The sequence below is a fragment of the Pseudomonas sp. P106(2024) genome (assembly GCF_057480815.1).
In genome coordinates this window covers 153,596-175,456 of the sequence record NZ_JBLIYU010000008.1, presented here as the reverse complement: position 1 = coordinate 175,456, position 21,861 = coordinate 153,596, and the positions used below count along the sequence as shown (strand labels likewise).

The window sequence follows — 21,861 nt, the reverse complement described above, 5'->3', positions numbered from 1 at the left end:
TAGCTAGGGTCAAGCCCGAATCGCGCTCAGCAGTCGGTAGGCATAGGCAAAGTCCAGGCGATATATGGCTTCACGAACCTCCAGCAGTTGCCCGGACCTGTCCGCCTTGCAAAGCGTTTCGACCAGATCGAGCGCCTGGGCGTTATTCTGCAGCAGCAAGCTCGCCAATCGCTCCATGGCGGGTTGCAAGGAGGCGGGAGCAGCCCCTTCACCTTTGGGCGGCAGTTGCGGGCCAAGCGCGGGTATCGACGCCAGGCTCGCCAACAAGGCTTGCAGGCAGGTGTTCAGCGCCAGCACAAGCGCAAGGGTGTCTTCACCACGTTCAGCACCTTGCTCGAGCCTGGCTGCCGCGGCCTGAACGGCCATGGCGCCGATGTGGCCCGCACTGCCGCGCAAACCATGGGCCAATGCAGCCAGGGATGGCTTGTCATGGCTTTCGTGGGCTGACCATAGCTGCGTAGGCAACGCCTGGTAGTCACGCAGGAACATGCGCAACAGCCGTTGCTGCAAGGCCGGGTCATGGCCCGCCACCGCGAGGCCCTGCGCCAGGTCGACTCCCGCCGGCGCTTGCGCCAAGCACACGACGCTTGCACTTGCATCGGCTGGCCTCGCGCCACGGCCGATCCAGCGACCCAGGGTGCGATAGAACATCTCAACTTCCAAGGGTTTCACGACGCAATCGTTCATCCCCGCAGACAGGACTCTGGCCTGAACCTCGCTGGGCAGATTGGCCGTCACCGCGATGATTGGCAAACAATCAAGACGCAGTTGCTGGCGAATCCGGGCAGTGGCCTGGTAGCCGTCCATGACGGGCATCTGGCAGTCCATGAGCACGGCGTCGAATGCCGGGTCCCGAGCCAGGATCGCCACAGCCTCCTCACCGTTGCCCGCGATCACCACCTGAGCGCCTGCACGTAGCAGCAGGTCGGTGAAGACTTCCTGATTGAGGGTGTTGTCTTCCACCACCAGTATGCGTGCGGCCAACAGCGATCGTGCCGCCTCTGCAGATCCATTCCCGCGTGGCGGCTCGTCCAGTGAGGCCGGTGGGATGCGCAAGCAGACGTTGAAGCGGAACGCACTGCCCTGCCCTTGGCGGCTGTGCACCTCGATAGTGCCGCCCATCATTTGCACGATACGTTTGCAGATCGCCAGCCCCAGGCCCGTCCCGCCGTAACGCCGACTGATGGAAGCATCGGCCTGGACAAACGCATCGAACAGGCGGGCGCTTTGCTCCGGGGTCATACCCACGCCGGTATCGCGCACGGTGAACTCAAGCTCGATGCTGTCCTGCCACTGCCGCAGAAGATTGGCGTCGATGGTCACCAGCCCCGACTCGGTGAACTTGAACGCATTGTCCAGCAGGTTGATGAAGACCTGCTGCAAACGATGCGAATCGCCGATGAACGCCCCTCTCAGGGCCTGTGGGATATCTGTACGCAATTCAATCGATTTTTGCTCGAACCGCGAGCTCACCAGCCCCACTACTTCTTCAAGCAGATCGCAAAGATTGAAGGTCACCTGTTCCAGCGCAAGTTTCCCGGATTCGATCCGGGACAGGTCCAGCATCCCGTTGACCAGCGTGACCAGGTGCTTGGCCGCTCGGTCCATCTTCTCGATATAACGACGTTGCCCGGGCCCCAGTGGCATGTCGAGCACCAGGTGGGCCATGCCGATGACCGCGTTAAGCGGTGTTCGAATCTCGTGGGACATGTTGTCGAGGAATGCCGACTTGGCCTGGATGGCCTGTTCGGCCTGCCGTAGGGAGTGCTGCAGCAAAGCCTCGGATGCCTTGCGTTCACTGATGTCGAATATCACACCGTCCAGATACTGGGGGAACCCGTCCTGCCTGATGATCTGCCCTTTGTCATACAGCCAGCGGATGGCGCCATCGGTCGCAATGATGCGGTACTCGAGGACATAATCCGGGCTTTCCAGGCTCCGATCGAACACGACCAGGTCGTCGGGATGGACCAGGTCGCGCAAGGGGCGCCCGGCCATGAACACTTGAGCCGAGACGCCACAGATCGCTTCGATGGCGTCACTCACGAACAGCATCCTGCGCTCCCGATCTGGGAGGCTGCGAAACACCGCCCCCGGGATGTTGCCAATCATCGAACTGAGTTTGGTCTGGCTCTCGACGATGGCCTGCTGTACGTCAACCATCGCACTGATGTCCTGCAGCACGCCAGTTACCCGCGTCGCTGCGCCGTGGGCATCACGCTCCATGACCTTGCCGATGTCCAGCACCCACAGCCATTGCCCGCTTTTGTTGAGCATGCGGTACTCGGCACGATACTCGTCGGTGTGGTTGTCGACATGGGCATACAGCTTGGCCAACACCTGCGCGCGGTCATCCGGATGCACCAGCCCGGCCCAGCGCTCGAGCCCATTGCCGAGGGTCTGGTCCAGTTCACCTTTGCAGTAGCCGAGAATACGCAGCCAGACATCGTTGTTGACGATGATGCCGAGGCTCACATGCCAGTCCCACAAGCCCAACGCGCCACTTTGCAATGCAAGGTCCAGTCGCTGTTCGCTCTGCTCGATCCGCTGCGCATCGCGCTGGTGTTGACGTGCGTCGGACATGCGCCGCAGGGCGGCCCACATCAGCAGCATCAGCAAAAGCGCGCTTGCGCCTGAAACCAGCAGCACCTGGCCATCGGTCAGCACCTGATTCAGGTTGCTCAGGGTCACCACCGACCAGGGCCCTCCCGAGTCGCTCCAGTCGAAACTGTTCCGGGCCACGGCATAACGCTGGCCCTCGACCTCCACCACCGGGCGTCCCATCTCGAATGGCAAAGGTTCCGGCACCCCGCCGGGAAAGGCATGATCGCTGAACTGCCGGCGAATATCGCAGGAGAACGCTGCCAGCGTCCACGGGTGATCGGCCTTGAGTACGAACTGCGGCGCATTGGAGCCCAGCACGATGCCGTCGGGAGACATCACCAGCACCAGGTCATTGCTGCGTGGCTTGTTGAAGCCAGCCTCGAGTGTGCGGGCATCGAACCGCGCCACCAATACTCCAATGACCCGGTCATGCTTGTTCTGCGACTCATAGACAGGCGCGGCCATGTAGAACATACGCTGCCCAGTGGTGCTGCTGATAGCGCCATAGACACTGCGTCCACCCTGCAGCGCTGTTCTGAAGTAGGGCCTGAATCCGACGTCAAGCCCCACCACGGGCCGCTCCAGGCTGTCGTAGGCGGCAACGATCACGCCTTGGCGGTTGGCAACGAAGGCATGGTCGGCCCCTACCACAATGGCAAGAGTCTTCAATGGCATGGCGGCCACTTGGCGCGCGTGCGCTACGGGCTGGTCGATCACCGCTTTCAGCGCGGTGTTGTGCCGCCCCAGCATCGACAGCGCGCCAATCGCGAAACCATCGACATTCCAGTCGCCAAGGTCGATGGCGCGCTCCTGGTTCTGTTGCATCACCTCGGCTACGAACCGGCCTTCGACCTGATTGCGGTAAAAGACGCCGATGCCCATGCCAGCCACGATGGCGACGATCAGGCACCCCGACAGGCACGCCCGCCGGTGACGGTCGAAACAGTTCACAATCATAGTGTGCGCCCTCCCTGCACCGCCGGCCTGGCGCCGCTGTTCAGCGGCGCGCCAGGCTGTGGGGGAATTCCGGTGGCAGGAAATCCCGATCCGGATCGTAATCGGCTTTGAGATAATCGCAAAGTGCCTTCAGGTCTTCAGGAGCCAAGGTGCCGACGGACTGCTTGAGGCGTAACGTGTCGAGGATATAGTCGTATCGGCTGTTATTGTACTCACGTACTGCGTTGTACAACTGACGCTGGGCCTCCAGCACATCGACGATGTTGCGGGTACCGACCTGTAAACCCATTTGTGAAGCCAGCACCGCGCCCTGGTTGGAGATTATCGACTGGCGGCGCGCCTGGACCTGCTCGACGCCGCTGTTGAGGCTGCGGTGGAGATTGCGGGTCTGCTCCACCACCTGGCGTTGCAGGTGATCGTTGAGAAACTCGCGCTGGCTGAGGCGCTGGCTGGCTTCGCGCACTTGCGAGCGGGTCTGCCCGCCGCTGAACAACGGTATGTTCAGTTGCAGGTTGATCGAACGCTGTTCGACCCCGCCGCCATAGCTGCCACCGCGCAGCTCGCTGTTGCCATAACCCAGGTTGTCGTTGTCACCGGTCTGGTAGCGCAGCACCGCGTCCAGGGTCGGCAGGTGCCCGGCCTTGCGCGCGCTCAGCGTGTGCTGGGCGGCGTCCCGTGCCTGCTGGCTGGCCTGCAGCGACAAGTTCTGGCGCATGGCGGTGTCGACCCAGGTCCGGGCGTCATTGGGGCTTGGCAGGGTCAACGGCATGTCGTGGCGCATGCCCTGGATCGCCGTGTAGCGTTGGTGGGTCAGGGTGTCGAGGGCCTCGAAGGCATCCTCCAGGCGCTTTTGCGCGACGATGCGGGTTGCCCGGGCGCTGTCGTGGCCAGCCTGGGCCTGCAGCACATCGGTGCGGTCCGACAGGCCAAGCTGCAAGCCTTTGCCGGCACGGTCCAGCTGGCGCAGGAAGGCGGCCTCTTCGGCTTTGCTCGCGGCCAGGCCATCCTGGGCCTTGAGCAGGCCAAAATAGGCCTCGGCGCTGTCGAGCATCAGCTTCTGTTCGGTGGCGGACAGTTCCAGCAGCGCCTGGTCGCTCTGGGCATGGGCGGCCTTGAGGCTGAACCAGCGATCGGCGCGGAACACGGGTTGGTTGAGCGTGAGCTGGTAACTGGTGCCACTGCGTCGGGTGGCTTGCGCAGGTTGGTTCAGGTGCGTGCTGTTGTTGTTCAGTTCGGCACCGGCCGAGAGGGTTGGCAGCAGGCCGGCGCGCGCCTGCGGCACTGCTTCGGCGCGGGCGGCCTGGTCGGCGCGGGCCGCGGCCAGTTCGCTGTTGTTCTGGGCGGCATCGAGGTAGACCTGCCAGAGATCGCTGGTGGCAGCGCTGGCGGGTGTCATGGGCATTGCGAGGGCAAACAGCAGGCCAGCGGCGGCCCGCCGAATCGGATTGATTGGCGTACGCATGGGTATGGAATTCCGCAGGGAAAACAGGAAGAGGCTGGCGGGGCACTGCCCCGCCAGCCGACCGTAACGGCGTCAAGCCAACGGCGAGGTCAACAGTGGTCGCTCGGCCTGGCGTGCCGGCGTGCCGGTGCTACTGGCCACCCCCGCGTCCGGGAACGTGGCCATGGCCCCGCTCAGCTTCGCCAGTTGCCCTGCGCTGTCCTGTACAACCGCAACAGCAGCGGTCTCGAAGGTGACTTCCTTGATCCAGCGATCACGGTCGTAACTCCCCGAAATGCCGCGCAGGCGGTACTGCTGGTATGGCACCCCTTGAGTGTTGATCGCCACACGCATGACGTCCTGCTGGCCGCTCCAATTCAAGTCGCCAGACACTTCGATCCAGTCGTTGCCTGAGCGCAAGGCTTCGACACGGTAGGTACCGCTGCGGGTGCTGTCCGCCTGGCCTTCCTGGGCCACGCTGTTCTGTGTATGCAGGGTGAGCGCGGTCATTACCACCTTGTGCTTCAGGTCGAAGCGCAGGTAACTGGCCTTGGCTTCCATGTCTGGCGTATGCGCGCCGGATTCGAATTGCACATCCGCCACCTTATTGGCCTGATCACCGAAGCCCAGGTTGCTGGCCGCTCGCCAGGCGAATGCTTCGCCAGCCTGGTCGAAGCCATCGACCAGGTTGCCTGGTGCGCTTCGGCCGAACCAGCTTTGCTCGGCAGGTATCTCACCATCGGCGCGCTCAATGGCGCCCTGCTCCCAAAGCGCCAATGCCCCATCCCGCTCGCCGCTGCCGATCTGCTGGTAGGTCAAGGTGTTGCCGTTGGCCCCCAGCATCTGGCCAGGCTGGAAGGTATAACGGAAGTTGTCGCGCAACTGCGAACCGTGGACGGACGCCAACGCCTGCTCAACCGTTGCATAGACAGGCAAGCCAATGCTGCGTTGCTGCTGATTAAAACTGGCCAGGTCATAGGGTTGATCGCCCAGTTGATAGACGTTGCCATCACCGTCCACACGCAGGTACTGCCTGGAGTAGAACTGCGACGAGCTGCGCGAGGAGAACTGCGACAGGTTGCCACTGCTGCTCACCTTGATGCGTTCGCCACGGTTACCGGTTTCATAGCGCGAGTGCTCGCTGTTGCCGGCGATCACATCCTCACCATCGACACCGGCGGCCACCAGCCGTCCAAGCAGAGCATCATCGGCAATCCCCGCCTTGAGCAGGCTATCGACACGACGGTAATCGAGCGAGTGGATCGCGACCATGCGCTGGGCCAATTGCTCGGCACGCAACGGCAAGTAGCCTTTGTGCATCAGCGCAGCTTGCAGTACCTGGGCATCTTCAACACGCTCTGGGCGGAAGTAGAACTTGGCACGGTTGTCGGACCCTATACCGTTGCTATTGCGAATGGCTTGGAGCTCATTGTCCAGATAATTGCGGTCGTCGCCACGCAAGGCCAAGGCAAAGTTCAACAGCATGTCCCTGCCCGGCCAGCCTGCTGACTGGGTTTTGAGGTAGACGGCTGCTTCATCCAGCGAAAGACCATAGTTGAACGCCCGGGCGATGAAAGTCCCGTCAACCTGCAACTTCTCAAGGTTGACGGCGTACTCGGCGTGCGCCGGGTTGAGGATCCAATTGCGACCGGACAGTACATAGTCAACAATGAAGGAGGCCGACAACTGCCCTTGCCCACGCAGGTGGAGGTCAACAACCTTCTCCAGGTTTGCGCGCGTCAGAACGTCCCACATGCCTAGCTCGCCAACGATGGTCTCCGACACCCCCTTGACTCGCAAATACTTTTTAGCCTGCTCAGACATCACGCCCCAATTGTCGCCATCGCTATTGAAAATGGCACGAATCTGCGCATCGGTAGCGACACCGTTGAGCACCTTGGGCGTTTGTGACAAGTAGCTCCTCACGAAGTTGCTCAAGCCGCGTGTCGCACTGAGCGTTGGGCGTGCGAAACCTGCCGAGTCTCTTGACGTACCACCTTCGCCCAAATCGTACTTCTTGAGCAGCAGTGGAATGCCGTTGTTTGGCGCATACACATCAATATAACGATTCTCCCTGAATCGAAGCACCAGTTCACCCGAGGATAAGTCCAGTTGTGTGGAGCTTATCGCTGGCGCGTGGAACCCACCGAAGTCAATCCGCTCGATAACAGGGCTCGCGCTTCTTGTACTTTTCGAAAAACTACTGAAACCCAGGCGGCGTTCGCTATCAATCACCACTTGGAATCCTTCGTTCGACAAACCACCGGTACCAAACAACATTTGCTCGCCGTGTGGGGCGGGCAGGACCCGAACATAGACACTGAAGTCCTGCGTACCAGGCAACGTCGTGAAGGATTCGGCACGGGTGCCAGCCTCAAGGTTCACGAGCGCCTGAATATCTTCGCGTGAAGTGACAGCGTTGTTGATAAATGCCATCCGATCCGCCACAGGAACATTCAATTCCTGGAGCAAAGCCAGCTCGGCGCTTCGGTAGTTAGGCGGGAATACGACATTCGCATGCATTTGCATACGGTTTTGCGAAGCGTCAAACCAACTGAATTTCACACTCTGTGGATTGCGGTAGTAATCGCGCAAAATCAGGCTTTGCCCATCTTTGACAAGCGTCAGATCATAACCCTGCCCACCCACTGCAGACAGATACTCACCTAATGGCCTCTCGAGCGCGACCACCTGGCTGTTGGCCGGTGCGAACGGGGAAACTCGCAGGCCATGGATACCGATGCCCAATACCGCATTGGCAGTTTGCGGCATGTGAATGAAATAGCCACTCTGTGCATCCACCTCTGGCAGGCTGTACCGCTGGCCCTGCAGCTCCAACTGCAGATGGCGAGCTCGGCTGTCGGCGACGTAGTTTTTCAACACAATCGTCTTGCTCGGCGTCCCGTACCCACCCTCTACTCGCCGATGCGCCGCAGCGGCTGTATCAAAGACCAGCAACTGAAGATCGTCGCCAACCACGCTCAAACCCAATCTATCAAGGCTGATATTCCCCTGAAGCTCGAGGATGTCGAGTTTGCTGTCCCCAGACATGTTGTCCAACGTCACCAAGGTGGTCGACGCTACATCGATCCGATAACGGTCGCTTCCACTCCCCCCCGCCAGGTTGCTCGCCTGCGCCGCATCAAGTGTTTCAGCGCGCTCATCGCCAATGTGTTGGTCGACCGCTACCTTCAGATCAAACGTTTTCAGGTCGTAGCGGATTCTTGGCACCGCATCGGAAGGCAGGGTGAAATATTGGCGGACCCGTAAGTGCGGCGTCTGCATCAAACCGCTGGAGCTCAGCCGATTGGCATAATACAGCACCAGATCGTCACCCACCCGGACCTGTTTGAGTTGAATTTCAGGCCGGCCCTTCATCAGCCCGCTGGGCGGCATGACGAGGGAAATCTGAGGATTCGCCAACGCGTCAACTTCGTAGCTCTCTGTGCTGGTGAGCAAGTTCAAGCGGGTGATGGATGCCACTTTGTGCGTCTTGACCAGGCTGGCCATTGCCTTGTCAATGTCTGCATCAGCCTGGTGACTGTCTACTGCAGTCAGAGGCTGATCACCCCCTTCCTGAATCGCTGGCAGAGCGATTTCCACAAGCCGGGATTTGCCAGTGTCATCATTATTTTGCAGCCAGAGTTTAAGTAACTGCCGGTCTTTGGCATCTTGATAATTCTCGATACTGAGTTGCAATGGTTTTTCTTTATCGTTGGAGCGAATTGTCAGCATGTCATCGATGATGCTGAAACTCAGAGACGTCAAAGGCGCCTCAAGCATGAACTGCATCAGCTGGTTGGTATGCAACGCCGCTCGAAAATGACCTGCCCCGGCTTTCAGCGCATAAGTGTTGACCGCATGGTCGTTGCTCAGTCGCTGGATTGCGCGTTGTGGGTCGGCGCCGAAAACAAAGGTCTTGGCCATGGTTTCAAGGGAACGCCACTGGTCGTCGATCAGGCCCAACCCAGGCAGCGAGAAGCTGTACTTGTTGATATCCAGCAGTTGCAAAACCTTGCCGTTGTCCACCGAGCCGTCCGCGTTGTACAGCCCCAGGATAGTGAGAACACCCTTGCCATCATTCAGCTCGATGGCCCGGCCATTGCGCCGCAGGCTGATCTGGTTGTAGCGCGACGAAAGGCTGACTTGAAGTGTCTGCGACGCCTGCAACTCACCTTTTGAATTGCGGGCGCCCTGCAGGCTGATTGACGCGTTGACCGCGCTCCACAGCGCAGTATCGTTGCTGGTGCTGACGATACGGTTGCCCTTGTTGACGGAGTAGACATTGCCCTCACCGGCCCCGCCTTCGATCGCTACCTGCGTGCCCGCCACGTCGAAGAACTCCTGACGGGTGGAACCTCGCACGTCAGCCTTGTGCGCGCCACGCAGCACATAGCTCTCAACGCCGCTCACCCGCACTTGGCTGTCGACGGCCTGCGTCACTGCAGGACGAGTGGACCCAGAGTGGTTGGTCAACCCGTCACGCAGCACACGCGTGCCCCGATAACTCAATGTCATCGACCCATCGGTATTGCTCGCCAGGCCGACATCCATGCCCTGAGCATCGAACATTAGGCTGTCGTTCTCGTTAAGCCCCTGTTGCAATTGCAGTGCATCCAGGCTCCCAGCGTCGATCTGGCGAAGGCGCGTGCCCGCGTCCAGGTTGAACGCATCGGACAGCCGCCCACCTGTCGCCATATCCAGTGCCTGGCCTGCCAAGTTGAAGAGGTTGCGCTTATCCTGGCTGCCCACCGCGCGGAAGTCCGAGTGCTGGTTGCCCATCTCCATCCACACCTGACCACCGTCGTTGGGCAGCTGTGTAGCGACCCGATTCATCTCACCGTAGGCCACCTGCTGCTGCAAGGCGTAGTAGAAATCCCCGCCCGACTTTAGCGTACCGTGGGCCACTTTGTTGTCGCGGTCGCGGAAGTTCAGATAGCCATACTGGTCCTTGGCGAACAGATCGGAAAGGTAGAGCTTGGTCTTCTCCCAATCGCTGTTGAGGGTATTGCGCAACTCGTTTGCGGCACCGACAGCTTGCTTCTCGACCCTTGCGCGCTTGAGCGCGTCGGTCTCGACACCGACCCAGGCCGCGAAGAACTGGGCGACCTGATCAGCGGTGCTGGCGAAATAGTCACCGAACTCGGCGAGCTGCATGGCCCCCTGCACGACCCCGTTGATGATGAAGCCGGCGGCCGCAATCGCCACCCCGATCGGTCCTGCCGACGCGGCCAGCGTGCCCAGCACCGAAGCGGCCACCGCGCTGCTCAGCGAGGCAGCGATTGACACGCCGGTCAGTGCCAGGCTGACGGCTGTGGTCACGGTAGTGATCACCGTGTTGGCCACCAGGCTCTTGTACTCGTAGCTGCCCATGTCGCCGTTGCCCGACCAGAACGACTGCCATTGCAGGCCGATGCCGGCAAACGTCACGGGCGCCAACGTGGCATCCAGCACACCGCCCCTGATCACGGTCGCCGCCTTGGAGAACGAACTTACCGCCCCCAAGGCCTTGCCCGCCGCAGAGACGGCCTTGGCGATTGCGGCGCTCAAGGGCGACATGGCCACGCCACCAATTAGCCCGGTCAGGTTGAGCCCTTTGTCCGTTGCGCTCATGTGCTGCCAATTGCCAATCAGGTCACGCACGGAGTTGAGTGTTTCGAACACATCCAGCGCGGTGCCGAAGCGGTCAGCCGCTACCGCCGCCCTGCTCGGCTTGCTGGTACGCTGCGCATCGACTGTGTCGGCGAGATCTCGGACCCGCATGTCTGCGGAGCTCTCCAGTGCGCGCTTGACGGCCAGGTGCTGCTCCGGCGCGAGCTTGAGCATTGCAGACGCCAGGCGTACACGGTCCAAGCCGCTTGCACTTTCGACAAAACGCTCGAAGCCCGCACGGTTGACATTGATCGACGCGCCACTTCTACCCAGCAATCCACGCTCAAGCATGAACGAAGTGGCCTGCTGCTCTGTCCATCTCGCGGCCTGCAGCACTACCTCGGTGTCATGCCCAGGAGCTACGCGCTTTTCCGCTGCATCCAGCGCCATCGACTGCAGGATCTGATCCCCCGATACGCCTGGGTTCTGCGTCTGTAGTTGCTTGAACCGCTCAAGGTCAAAACCGCCCACGTCTCGCGCCAGTTCGTAGAGGTTCTGGACCTTGCGCCGCTCATCCGCACTGAGGCTGCCAGCCTGTGCCAGCCACTGGGCGCGCTCGCCAAGACGTGAACCCAATGCAGCCTGCGCTGCCTTGGCGATTTCCACCTCCAGCTGAGGGCCGGAATAGTACCTCAGCACGTTGATGTACTTGAGCGCCTCCTGCGGGACGTCCTCGGTGTTGAACAAGGCGACATTGCTACCGCGGCTGCGCTCCACCAACGTGCTGACCAAGCGCGACAGCTCGACCAGTTCGGGCTGCAAAGGCACCTTTGCCATTTCATAGTTGAACCGTATCGGGTCGAATGTCAGTTTCTGGTCCGCACGCAGCTTGCCTCCCTGGCTTGCCAGTAACCCGGCGGTGAGCGGCTTGCCATCTACCAGCAACCCCATGTCATGCAGCAGCACGGCTGACAATGAACCCTGCACGACCGGAATCGCCTGACCGAAGGTTCCCTTGGACGGGCCATCGAACAGCACATCACCGGCGCCCAACAGTTGCTGGCGATTACCTGCGCGCAGGCGCTCGACATGGCTGTCAGGGTCGAGGTGGCTCACCGCACGACCACGGTCGATATCGGCATCCAGTCTGTTATCGAGCATCGCCGTCAACAGCCGGTCACCTTCGATGGCCACACCGCTTTGCGATCCAGCATTGCGCTGTTGCTCGTCAAGCATGGTTCGAATCATTTGCTCCGCGCCAAGGCTTTCCAGTTCCGCGCTGCTTTGATAACGCTTGGCCAAACCCTCCAGCGCGTCCTGCAATTGGGCGACTTCCAATGGGTTTTCGAGCAGCGAACGCAGCTTGGCCTGATCGAGGCGCTCATCGGCACCTGGGTAAAGCCTGCTCAGCGCATACTCTTGTGCTGCGCCGAGCTGTTCTAGCTTGATCCGGCCTTGCCCGAGATCGTCAAGCAGCGCAACCACATCGATACCGTCGCGCCCTACCAGCACACTGGCGGGAACGTGCTCTACGGTGTCGATCACGCCCTCGCGTTCAGACCACTTCAGTACCATCTTGTCAGTGGCGGCGCTGTGTATCCACTCACCACCAGCATCCATTGTGAACTTTCGGCCTTCACTGTCCACCGCGACACTGGCGCTGCGCACGGACACTTCCAACTCGGGTGTACGCAACGCTTCCACCAGCTGACGACCAAAGCCCTGCTGTTGCTCGGCATCCTCCAGGGAACAGCCGACAAGGCTGATGCGCGTTGGCACCGAGCCAATACTGTACTGATCGAACAACGTTTGCTGAAGCTGATCCAGATGCCCCGCCCACTGTTGTGCATCGAGCCCTCCGAGGGTTCGTGCCTGTGCAGGCCCACGCCCATGGCCGACGATCTGCCAGCGCACTTTTTCGTTACTACCTAGGGTCTCGAACAGTGCGGGATCACCGTAGATCACGCGCATTTGTCCAGAAGCATCGAGTTGCACCACCACGCTCTGGTCTGGATGCTTGCCCGCCAGGTGAGCAGCAGCCCGAGCGACGACAGGGTCGCTTTCGCTCTGAATGATGATCTGGGCTGAATACTGGCTTTCCCCTCCTTCTGGATTGCCTTGCACCGAAGGGGGGGACCAGCTGTCGACATCCTGATTCTTGAGCGGGCCCACGCCTTGCTCGTTCTGCGCCAGAACAGTGAATGCACGCTGAACCGCGCTTACTTCGCTCGGGCGTACAACCCATGCGCCATCAGCCCCCTTGGCCGCCAATACCCTGGGGGTATCTCCAACACTTCGGCTGGCAATCAACTGTGTACCGTGCAAGGAAAGTTGTGCAGGGACATTCTCCGGTGCGAATTCGCCCAGCAACAGAGATTGCAAGGTTGCCAGCTGTGACTGTTGCTCCAGCTTCTCGGCCAGCGTGCTCGCCGGGCTGAAACGCACCTCTGTCTCGGCACCGGTCTGGAACTTGAGGGTGACCTTGCCGTGGGGGGTGTCGTTGACGACTTCGACATCCCAGATTCGTCGAAGCGAATCGAATGGCAACAATTGCCTCATTTGATCGGAGTAGCGCTCCAGGAAGTCGCCCTTGAATGGGAGCTCAAGCAGGTACTTTTGCGCTTTGTTCGGTGGGAACTCGAAGGCTTCGGGGAGACTATTGGCATGCCATTTGTCCAGCAATGCCTGAATCCGGACATAGGACTCCCCTTGGCGCTTGCCAAAGACGGCTGCCGCTGCAACAAGTTCCTGACGCGTCCAGACCAACTGCGTGCCGAGTTCGTTCACTCTGGCCGCCGCCACACGGGAAGCTGCATCCATCCCATCCATGGCCCTGAGCTCAAGGATTTTCCTGTCTGTCTGCGCCAACAGCTGGTGCATGGCATCGTTGCGACCTGAAGTCGGGTGTTGCTCGATGTAGCGCTTTACCTCGTGGCGCAGGTTTACCAGGTCACTCATCGGCGTCCCTTCAACCCAACGCCTATGCTTGTAAGCCAGCAACTCCTGATAGACCGGCTCTGTCAGGAACTGCTGATTCGCCTGTAAATGGACACTGCTCGCGGTCAATGGCGAGCCTATCTCGTCGAGTGGCAAGTCTCGATACTCGGCGACAGGTTCGTGAAGAATTCTGATTTCGCCAATTGCTCCGTTTTTTTGCAAGGCTCGCAGCACAGGCAACTCGGCGTTCCAGAAGTAGCTGTTGTAGCGCAAGCCACCCTCGGACATGACATAGACTGTACCGCCCAAATCAGCAGTGCTTGCCGCATACACCGAACTGAGGAAGCCAGCCATACTGGCGGTGCCTTGTTGGGTGGCCTGTTTTACTTTGGGATTGGCACGGCTACCTGGGGCACTCGCATAGTCTGAAAGTGCCGAGCGGAGGTGGTGGACAAAACTCAGCCCCGAGATATCGAAATCGATGGCGACCGAAGGTTTGCCCTCACGGCGCATCGCCTCGTTGAGTACCGCTTGATAATCTTTGAAATTGTCGGACCAAAATGTGAGTGCCCGGTCTGTACGTCCCTTGGGCTTGAAGGAGAACCCCAGCGAGTCGAGATAAGTGATCAGCTCGGCGCGCTTGTTGAAGTCCTGTCGAATGATGCCCTCGACCGCGAGTGTAGCGATTTTCTGCGTTTGGCTGTCGGTCAATGCCCCACTGCGTGGCACGATCATCCGCTGAGCCGTCATCTCAGCGAGAATATCGTCGATCTGATAGTACAGATCATCCGCCATCGCCTTGAGGTCCAAGGCGTCGAGTTCATGCTTGCTCATCCGCTCGAAACCAGGTGTCAGCGTCTCCCCGCTGGTAGGCATTTCACGGGTGATACGCTCATATACCTGAGCAACCAGCTCGGTCCGTTGACGCAGGGATGCATAGGGGGAAACGGGGCCGGGGCCCGCCAGTGCTTCCAAAGTATCGAAGAACGCCGAGTTATTCTGCTGTGCGACCCGAGCGTTAAGAATACTCTTAAAATCCTTGGACGTATAAACCATGATGGTCATCCTATTTTTTATGAAGGCAGGCCCTGCGTTTCAACCAGGCCTGTGCCGATAGGCGTTGGACTAATAATGCGTGGTGTTCGCGTGCGTTCTCCTTGTCGTTTTCAACTCTCCACTTGCAGTGCCCATTGCCGGGCATAGATCCCACCCAGTGCGAGCAACTGTTCATGACTGCCCTGCTCCACCACCTGTCCCTGATCGATCACCAGGATCCGGTCGGCATGGCGCAGGGTATTGAGGCGATGGGCGACACTGATCACTGTGCGCCCTTGGGTGATGCGCTTGAGGTTGGCCATCACCGCCGCTTCGGACGCGTAGTCCAGTGCGCTGGTCGCCTCGTCCAGCAGCAGGATCCCGGGATTGCTGATCAGCGCCCGGGCCAGGGCGATGCGTTGGCGTTGCCCGCCTGAGAGCTGGCCGCCGCGCTCACCCACCTGGGTCTCGTAGCCATGGGCCAGGGCCTGGATAAAGCCATCGGCCCCGGCCAGTGCCGCGGCCTCCTGCACTTGGGCATCGCTGGCCTGCGGGCAGCACAGGCGGATGTTCTCGGCGATGGAGCCGGCGAACAGCACGCTCTCCTGCAGCACCACACTCATGTTTCGGCGCAGCGCCACCGGGTCGGCGATGGCCAGGTCGATACCATCGACCATCACCCGACCGTGCTGGGGGATGTACAGGCGCTGCAGCAGCCGGGTCAGGGTCGACTTGCCGGAGCCGGAAGGCCCGGTGATACCGACGAACTCGCCCGGCTCAATCTGCACGCTGAGGTTGCGCAGGACTTCCTGGCCATCTTCGTGGTAGCGGAACCGCACGCCCTGGAAGCTCAAGCTGCCGGCTAGTGCCGGCACCGAGGCCAGCCCACCGCTGCCGTTCTCGCACTCTGTATCAAGGATATCGCCCAACCGACGCAGTGAAATCAGGGTGTGCTGGAAGTCCTGCCAGACTTGGGCCAGGCGCAAAATCGGCTCGACCACATGGCCGGCCAGCATGTTGAAGGCCACCAGCTGGCCGGGGCTGAGCTGGCCATCCATCACCAGGGTCACGCCCCACCACAGCAGCAGTGCTGCGGTGAGCTTCTGAATCAGGCCAATGCCCTGCCCCGCGCAGATGCCCACCAGCCGCGTCGAGAACGCGGCGCGCACATAGCCCGCCAGCTGGCGCTGCCACTGCTGCTGGAAACCCTCTTCGGTGGCGCTGGTCTTGATGGTCTCGATGCCGGTCACCGCTTCGGTCAGGAACGCGGTGTTGTCCGCGCCCTGTTCGTACTCGCGCAAGGCACGCTTGCGCAGCAACGGCCCCACGCACAACCAGAACAGGAAGTACAAGGCCAGCGAGCCGACCACCACCCAGGTCAGGGTCGGCGCATAGCGGTACATCACCGCGATGAACAGGCCGCAGAACGCCAGGTCCAGCACCAGGGTCAGCGCAGAGCCTGTGAGGAACTGGCGGATCTGCTGCATCTCGCCGACCCGGGCGATGATCTCGCCGGTCTGGCGCTGCTGGAAGTAACCCTGGGGCAGCTGGATCAGGTGCTGGTACAGCCGCGCCGACAGCTCGGCGTTGACCTTGCTCGCCAGGTTGGAGAACAGCCAGCTGCGCGCAAAGCCATACAGGGGCTCGAACAACGCCAGGGCCAGCAACGCCATCCCCAGCACCTGCAGGCTCGACAGCCCGCGGCTGACCAGCACCCGGTCGATGATGTTCTCGAACAGCATCGGGGTGACCAGCGCCGTCAGTTGCAGCATCAGCGACACCAGCAGCACGCTGCGGAACTGGCGGATGTGCTTGAGGATCGAGGGCAGGAACCAGGCAATGCCGAAGCGCGGGGCCTGCAGTGCGGCGTGCCGGTCCGCCAGGAGCAGGACCGAACCCCGCCAGAGTTCGCCCAAGGCCTCCGTGGCCAGGGTCTGGCAACGGTCTTCCAATGGCCAGTACAGTGTGACCTGATTGTCGGCCAGGTCATCGAGTACCGCCCAGCCGTGCACGGTTTTCAGCAGCGCCGGCCGTGGCAGGTTGTCCAGGCGCGTGACCGTGCTCTGCGTCAGGCGGGCACGCAGGCCGATCCAGCCGGCGCAGCGGCACAGGTCGATCGGCGTCGCCATGCCCTCCACTCGACCCAGGCGGTGGTGCAACTGGGCAACGTCTACCGCCACGTCGAATCGTCGCGCAGCCCACACCAGCGCATTCAGGCCTGTGTCCAGCAACTGCGGTGACGGTGTTGGCTCATGGCTGAACAGTTCACTCATGCTCAGCGCTCCCGCAAGGCTTCGGACTGGTACTGCTGGATCGGGCTGAGCAGGTAGTCGATAACCCTGCGGTCACCGGTGCGGATTTCTGCGGTCACACTCATGCCGGCCTGCAGCGGCATCCATTGCTCGTCCACCGCGATACTGGTGCGCTGCAGACGGATTCGCGTGGGAAACACCAGGCCCTGCTGTTCATCCTTGATGGCGTCCCGAGAAACATGGACTACCTCGCCTTGCAAGGTGCCGTAGCGGGTGTAGGGAAACGCGTCGACCTTCACCTCGACGGCCTGTCCGGCCTTGACGAAGCCCACATCCTTGTTGAGCACCATCACCTCGGCATCCAGCTCGTTGCCGTCCGGCACCACCACCAGCAGCTGCTGCGCTGGCTGCACGGCACCACCCAGGGTATGCACCGACAATTGCTGGACCACGCCATCCACAGGCGCCAGCAGCGTCTGCTGGCGTTGGCGGTCTCGCCCTCGCACCAGTTGCTCTTGCAGCACGGCGATGTCCTGGCGGCTGCTGTTGACCACGTCGTGCTGTTCACGCTGGGTTTTTGCCAGGTAGCTGTCGCGCTGCTCGACGCGGTTGCGCGCTTCGGCCTTGAGCACGTTCAACTCCGCGTGCTGCTGGGCCAGTGAACGCTCCACGTCCAGCTGTTCCTTCTCCTGCTCGAGCAACTCGACCCTGGGCATCAGGTCTTCGGCCGCCATGGCCCGACGCGCTTCCAGGCGGCGTCGCACATTGCTCGCAAGCTTGGTCAGGGAGGAAATTTCCACGGCGCGGGCGCGCTGGTTGGCCTGGTTGATGCTGATCTCGGCCTCGAGGCTGTCGAGGTTGGCGTCAATTTCGCGGGCAGTGCTTTGCAGCTGGGCGCGGGCGGCAGCCACTTGCTCGGCGGGCAGGTCGGCCGGCGGTCGGTAGCTGGTCAGGGGATCGTGGCTGAGTAGCGCTTCGGCCCTGGCCAGTTCGAGGCGCTTGAAGTTCAGTTGTGCCTGCAGTTCGCGCAGTTCGGCATCGACGCCGATCGGGTTGAGGGCCACCAGCGGCGCACCTGCGCGCACCCGCTGGCCTTCACGGACGAAGATCGCGCTGACCTCCCCCGCCTGGTGGGCCTGGACCACTTTGGTGTAGCTGGACACGATCAAGCGGCCCGTACTGCTGGCATGGATATCCAGAAAACCCAGCACCGCCCACATCAGGGCGATCACCACCGTTCCAATCAGCAGCCAAGCGGTACCCCGCGCCCATGGCGCTGGAGGGCGCTCGACGATCTCCAGGTATCCCGGCTGGAACTCATATTCGTCCCGAGTCCGCCTGGTACCCGCCAAAGCGTTGCGCAGTCGGCCAGGCAAACCCGCCAGGTACCGGCTCATGCCTGCGTCTCCTGTTGCATCGCTTGCTGCATCGCCCACAACCGTGCGTAGCAACCACCGTTGGCTAGCAACTGCGCGTGGCTGCCCGACTCGCTGATTTGCCCCCGCTCCAGGGCGACGATGCGCTGGCAGTCACGCACCGCGCTGAGTCGATGGGCGATGACGATCACCGTCCGCCCCTCGGCGATCTGCGCCATGTTGTCCTGGATCAATGCCTGGGATTCATCGTCCAGTGCGCTGGTGGCCTCGTCGAAGATCAGGATCCTCGGATCGCCCATCAAGGCCCGGGCGATGGCGATGCGTTGACGCTGCCCTCCGGACAAGGAACCACCTGCCTCGGCCAGAACGGTGTCGTAGCCCAGCGGCAGTTGCAGGATGAAGTCGTGGGCGCCGGCCAGACGCGCCACGTCGATAACCCGCTCCAGGGAGGCGGTGGGGTGACGCAGGGCGATGTTCTGCCGCACGCTGCGGTTGAACAGGTAGTTTTCCTGCAGGACCACGCCGACCTGGCTGCGCAGCCAGGCAGGATCGAGTTGTTCGAGAGGCTGCCCGTCGATCAGGATGCGTCCGGCGTCCGGGACGTAGAGCTTTTGCAAAAGGCGGGTAAAGGTGCTCTTGCCTGAGCCGGATGGCCCGACGATCCCCAGGGTCTGCCCCGCCTCGATGTGCAGGTCCAGGCCATCGAGCACCAGGTCCAGGTCAGGGCGGTAGCGGAAGGCCAGTTGTTCGATACGTACCTCGCCGCGCAACGCGGCTGACGGCCGTTGCTGGCCCTGGGTCTGCTCCATCGGCAGGTTGAGCATATCGCCCAGCTTGTCGACCGAGACGCGGACCTGCACGAACTGCTGCCAGACATCAATGAGCTTGGCCAGCGGCTGGCTGACATGGGACAGCATCATGTTGAACGCGATCAGTTGGCCGAGCGTCAGTTCCAGGGCAATGACCATGTGCGCCCCCCAGCAGATCACCGCCACCGCAGTGACTTTTTGCAGCATGGTCACGCATTGGCTGATGGCGCTCCCCAGGCTCTGGCTGGCGAACCCAGCCTCGACCATCTCGGCGGTTTGCGCCTCCCAGCGCCGCTGCATGCGCGGCTCCACAGCCAGGCTTTTGATGGTCTCGCTGCTGCTGACGGTCTCGTTGAGAAACGCGGTGTTGCGGGCGGTGGTCTGGAACTGGCGCTCGATACGCTTTTCAAGTGGGCCGGCGCTGGCCCAGGCCAAGGCGACATACAATGGCAGGGTCGCCAGCACCACCAAGGTCAACGGCCAGGAGATCCATGCCATCACCGCGAAGAACACAACCGTGAAGGCGACATCGACACACAGCGTGAGCAGCGACCCGGTGAGGAACTCACGGATGCCGTCCAGCTCCTGGACCCTGGCGATGATCGCGCCGACCTGCCGTTGCTTGAAATAGAGCAATGGCAGGCCCAGCAGATGACGGAACAGTTTGACCCCAAGGCCGATGTCGATACGGTTGGCGGTATGCGCCGAAAGGTATTCCCGCAGCCCCTTGAGCACGACTTCGAACACACCGACCACCACCAGCGCGAGCACCAGCACATCCAGCGTCGCCAGCGCACGATGGACCATGACCTTGTCCATGACCGCCTGAAAGAACAAAGGGGTCGCCAAGGCCAGCACTTGGAGCAACAGCGAGCAGAGCAATACCTCGCCCAGGATTCGACGATGGCGCAGCAACTCGGGAATGAACCAGGAAAGGTCGAAACGCAGGCCGCCTTGCCGCAACCGGATGACCTCGCCCGTCCAGGCATGCGCCAACTGTTCACGGCTGAGTATCTCCGGGGTGCTGGAGAGCGGTGACTGGACCAGTGCCTGGGTTGGTGACAAGCGAGCAAGGAGCGCGTAGTCACCGGCGCGGGTACGCCAGGCCAAGGGAAGCATCTGCGGCTTGAGTGCACGCAGATCAAGTCGCCCCAGTCGCAAGTCGACGCCACAAGCGGTTGCATAGCTGTTCACCGACTTGCGCACGCTCTCACGCTCATGCCCATCGGCAGTCAACGACACCCGGTCCTGATGCAGTTGCAGCAACAAGCGACAGCAGCTCAACGCTGACTGAGCTTCGCTGATCCCTAGCGGACTCACCGGCGTCGATCCGATCGTTTCCGAGGCCGCAGTTGATGACGTCATTGGAGCTCTTCCATATCGTTTGAGCAAGCCACCTGCCGTGTGGGGCTGAGTGGGACGAATGGATATTGAGATATGAGATCGAGGGTGATAATCGTGATTGGCGTTAACGGGTGTTAACTAAAAATTGATAATTGACCAGGCCTTGCACGGCCGATGGTGATTCACCCGGAGTCGAAGGAGCTGTTAGCCTTGTTGCTAATCGGAACCGAGATTTTGCGTGCCAGCATGCTTGTCCTCTGCCTCGTAGAGAACAAGTCATAATGGCCTTCACTAACGCAGGCCGATCATCTCCCCACTCACGCTATATTAGGTCTGATAAGCCACAGGTTATCCGAACCTATTGCACCGTTGAGCGAGAAGACATTGACAGAACCGATAGCGATGCCCTCCTCCTCGCCTTTAGTGTTGGCGGAACTGGCCGCCAGCACCCGTGCCGCCGCCGACGCATTCATCGCCGCCGGTACCGCGGCCAACACCGTGCGCAGCTATCAGAGCGCCCTCGCCTATTGGTCCGCCTGGCTACAACTGCGCTACCGGCGCGCACTCGGTGATGGCCCCTTGCCGCCGGAGGTGGCGGTGCAGTTCATTGTCGACCACCTTGCCCGACCCGACGATGCAGGCTGCTGGAGCCACCTGCTGCCAGCGGACCTCGATGCTGCGCTGGTCGCTGCCGGCGTCAAAGGAAAACCAGGCCCGTTGGCGTTCAGCACGGTCAGCCACCGCCTGGCCGTCCTGGCCAAGTGGCATCGCCTGCAGCAGTGGGAAAACCCGGCAGAGAGTCAGGTCGTGAAAACCCTGTTGCGTGAAGCCCGTAAGGCCCAGGCTCGCCACGGCGTCTCTGTGCGCAAGAAAACCGCCGTGGTGTTGGAACCGCTGCAGGCGATGCTTGCTACCTGTACCGATGGTATTCGCGGCCTCCGCGACCGTGCTCTGTTGCTGTTGGCATGGAGTGGCGGCGGACGCAGGCGCTCAGAAGTGATTGGCCTGCAGGTTCAGGACCTCCGTCGCTTGGACGCAGACACTTGGCTCTACGCGTTGGGGGCGACGAAGACTGACACCGGTGGCGAGCGGCGGGAAAAGCCCCTGCAAGGGCCTGCGGCCCACGCACTGCAGGCGTGGCTGGAGGCGGCACCCGCGCAGACCGGACCGCTGTTTCGTCGGCTGTACAGAGGCGGCCGGGTCAGTAGCACCGGACTATCAGGCGATCAGGTGGCGCGTATCGTCAAGCGTCGAGCGCAATTGGCCGGCCTTGAAGGGGATTGGGCAGCGCACAGCCTGCGCTCGGGCTTTGTCACTGAGGCCGGGCGTCAAGGTGTGCCACTGGGAGAGGTGATGGCGATGACCGAGCACCGCAGCATCACTACGGTGATGGGCTATTTCCAGGCAGGATCGCTGCTGGGCAGTCGTGCGACCAAGCTACTTGGCCAGGCCCTCACACCTCAAGCGAGTGCCAGCGCGCCCTCCGATGAATAATTGCCTCGATCAGTGACAAC

7 protein-coding genes are annotated in these 21,861 nt (G+C 61.4%); 1 reads left to right on the top strand and 6 read right to left on the bottom strand.

Annotated elements, in window-relative coordinates; genetic code table 11:
* Nucleotides 1-9: 9 nt before the first annotated feature.
* From AC25M7_RS15525 to AC25M7_RS15500, 6 genes are all read right to left on the bottom strand, one after another.
* Nucleotides 10-3,561, bottom strand: coding sequence for a PAS domain-containing protein (locus tag AC25M7_RS15525; protein WP_486971222.1), 3,552 nt, complete (start codon nucleotides 3,559-3,561; stop codon nucleotides 10-12).
* Nucleotides 3,562-3,601: 40 nt separating this feature from the next.
* Nucleotides 3,602-5,023, bottom strand: a complete 1,422-nt coding sequence (locus AC25M7_RS15520; RefSeq protein WP_486971221.1) for a TolC family outer membrane protein — start codon at nucleotides 5,021-5,023, stop codon at nucleotides 3,602-3,604.
* Between the two features lie 72 nt (nucleotides 5,024-5,095).
* Nucleotides 5,096-14,587 carry a C80 family cysteine peptidase gene (locus AC25M7_RS15515; protein WP_486971220.1) on the bottom strand — a complete coding sequence of 3,164 codons (9,492 nt, stop codon included), beginning with the start codon at nucleotides 14,585-14,587 and terminating at the stop codon, nucleotides 5,096-5,098.
* A 110-nt stretch (nucleotides 14,588-14,697) separates the two neighbouring features.
* On the bottom strand, nucleotides 14,698-16,839 hold the full coding sequence (locus AC25M7_RS15510; RefSeq protein ID WP_486971219.1) for a type I secretion system permease/ATPase: 2,142 nt from the start codon (nucleotides 16,837-16,839) through the stop codon (nucleotides 14,698-14,700).
* A 2-nt stretch (nucleotides 16,840-16,841) separates the two neighbouring features.
* Entirely contained in the window at nucleotides 16,842-18,215 is a 1,374-nt protein-coding gene (locus AC25M7_RS15505) for an HlyD family type I secretion periplasmic adaptor subunit (RefSeq protein ID WP_486971218.1), read from the bottom strand.
* Nucleotides 18,212-20,368 carry a type I secretion system permease/ATPase gene (locus tag AC25M7_RS15500; RefSeq protein ID WP_486971217.1) on the bottom strand — a complete coding sequence of 719 codons (2,157 nt, stop codon included), beginning with the start codon at nucleotides 20,366-20,368 and terminating at the stop codon, nucleotides 18,212-18,214. The genes AC25M7_RS15505 and AC25M7_RS15500 overlap by 4 nt, the downstream gene beginning before the upstream one ends.
* Before the next feature lie 381 nt (nucleotides 20,369-20,749).
* On the opposite strand from AC25M7_RS15500, the gene AC25M7_RS15495 reads away from it, so the two are divergent.
* Nucleotides 20,750-21,841, top strand: coding sequence for a site-specific integrase (locus AC25M7_RS15495; RefSeq protein ID WP_015270469.1), 1,092 nt, complete (start codon nucleotides 20,750-20,752; stop codon nucleotides 21,839-21,841).
* Nucleotides 21,842-21,861 lie beyond the last annotated feature (20 nt).

What these genes read in the sequence shown, in the direction of transcription:
- AC25M7_RS15505 (WP_486971218.1), bottom strand. Translation starts at nt 18,215, where the DNA reads ATGAGCCGGTACCTGGCGGGTTTGCCTGGCCGACTGCGCAACGCTTTG.
- AC25M7_RS15525 (WP_486971222.1), bottom strand. Translation starts at nt 3,561, where the DNA reads ATGATTGTGAACTGTTTCGACCGTCACCGGCGGGCGTGCCTGTCGGGG.
- AC25M7_RS15500 (WP_486971217.1), bottom strand. Translation starts at nt 20,368, where the DNA reads ATGACGTCATCAACTGCGGCCTCGGAAACGATCGGATCGACGCCGGTG.
- AC25M7_RS15515 (WP_486971220.1), bottom strand. Translation starts at nt 14,587, where the DNA reads ATGGTTTATACGTCCAAGGATTTTAAGAGTATTCTTAACGCTCGGGTC.
- AC25M7_RS15520 (WP_486971221.1), bottom strand. Translation starts at nt 5,023, where the DNA reads ATGCGTACGCCAATCAATCCGATTCGGCGGGCCGCCGCTGGCCTGCTG.
- AC25M7_RS15495 (WP_015270469.1), top strand. Translation starts at nt 20,750, where the DNA reads ATGCCCTCCTCCTCGCCTTTAGTGTTGGCGGAACTGGCCGCCAGCACC.
- AC25M7_RS15510 (WP_486971219.1), bottom strand. Translation starts at nt 16,839, where the DNA reads ATGAGTGAACTGTTCAGCCATGAGCCAACACCGTCACCGCAGTTGCTG.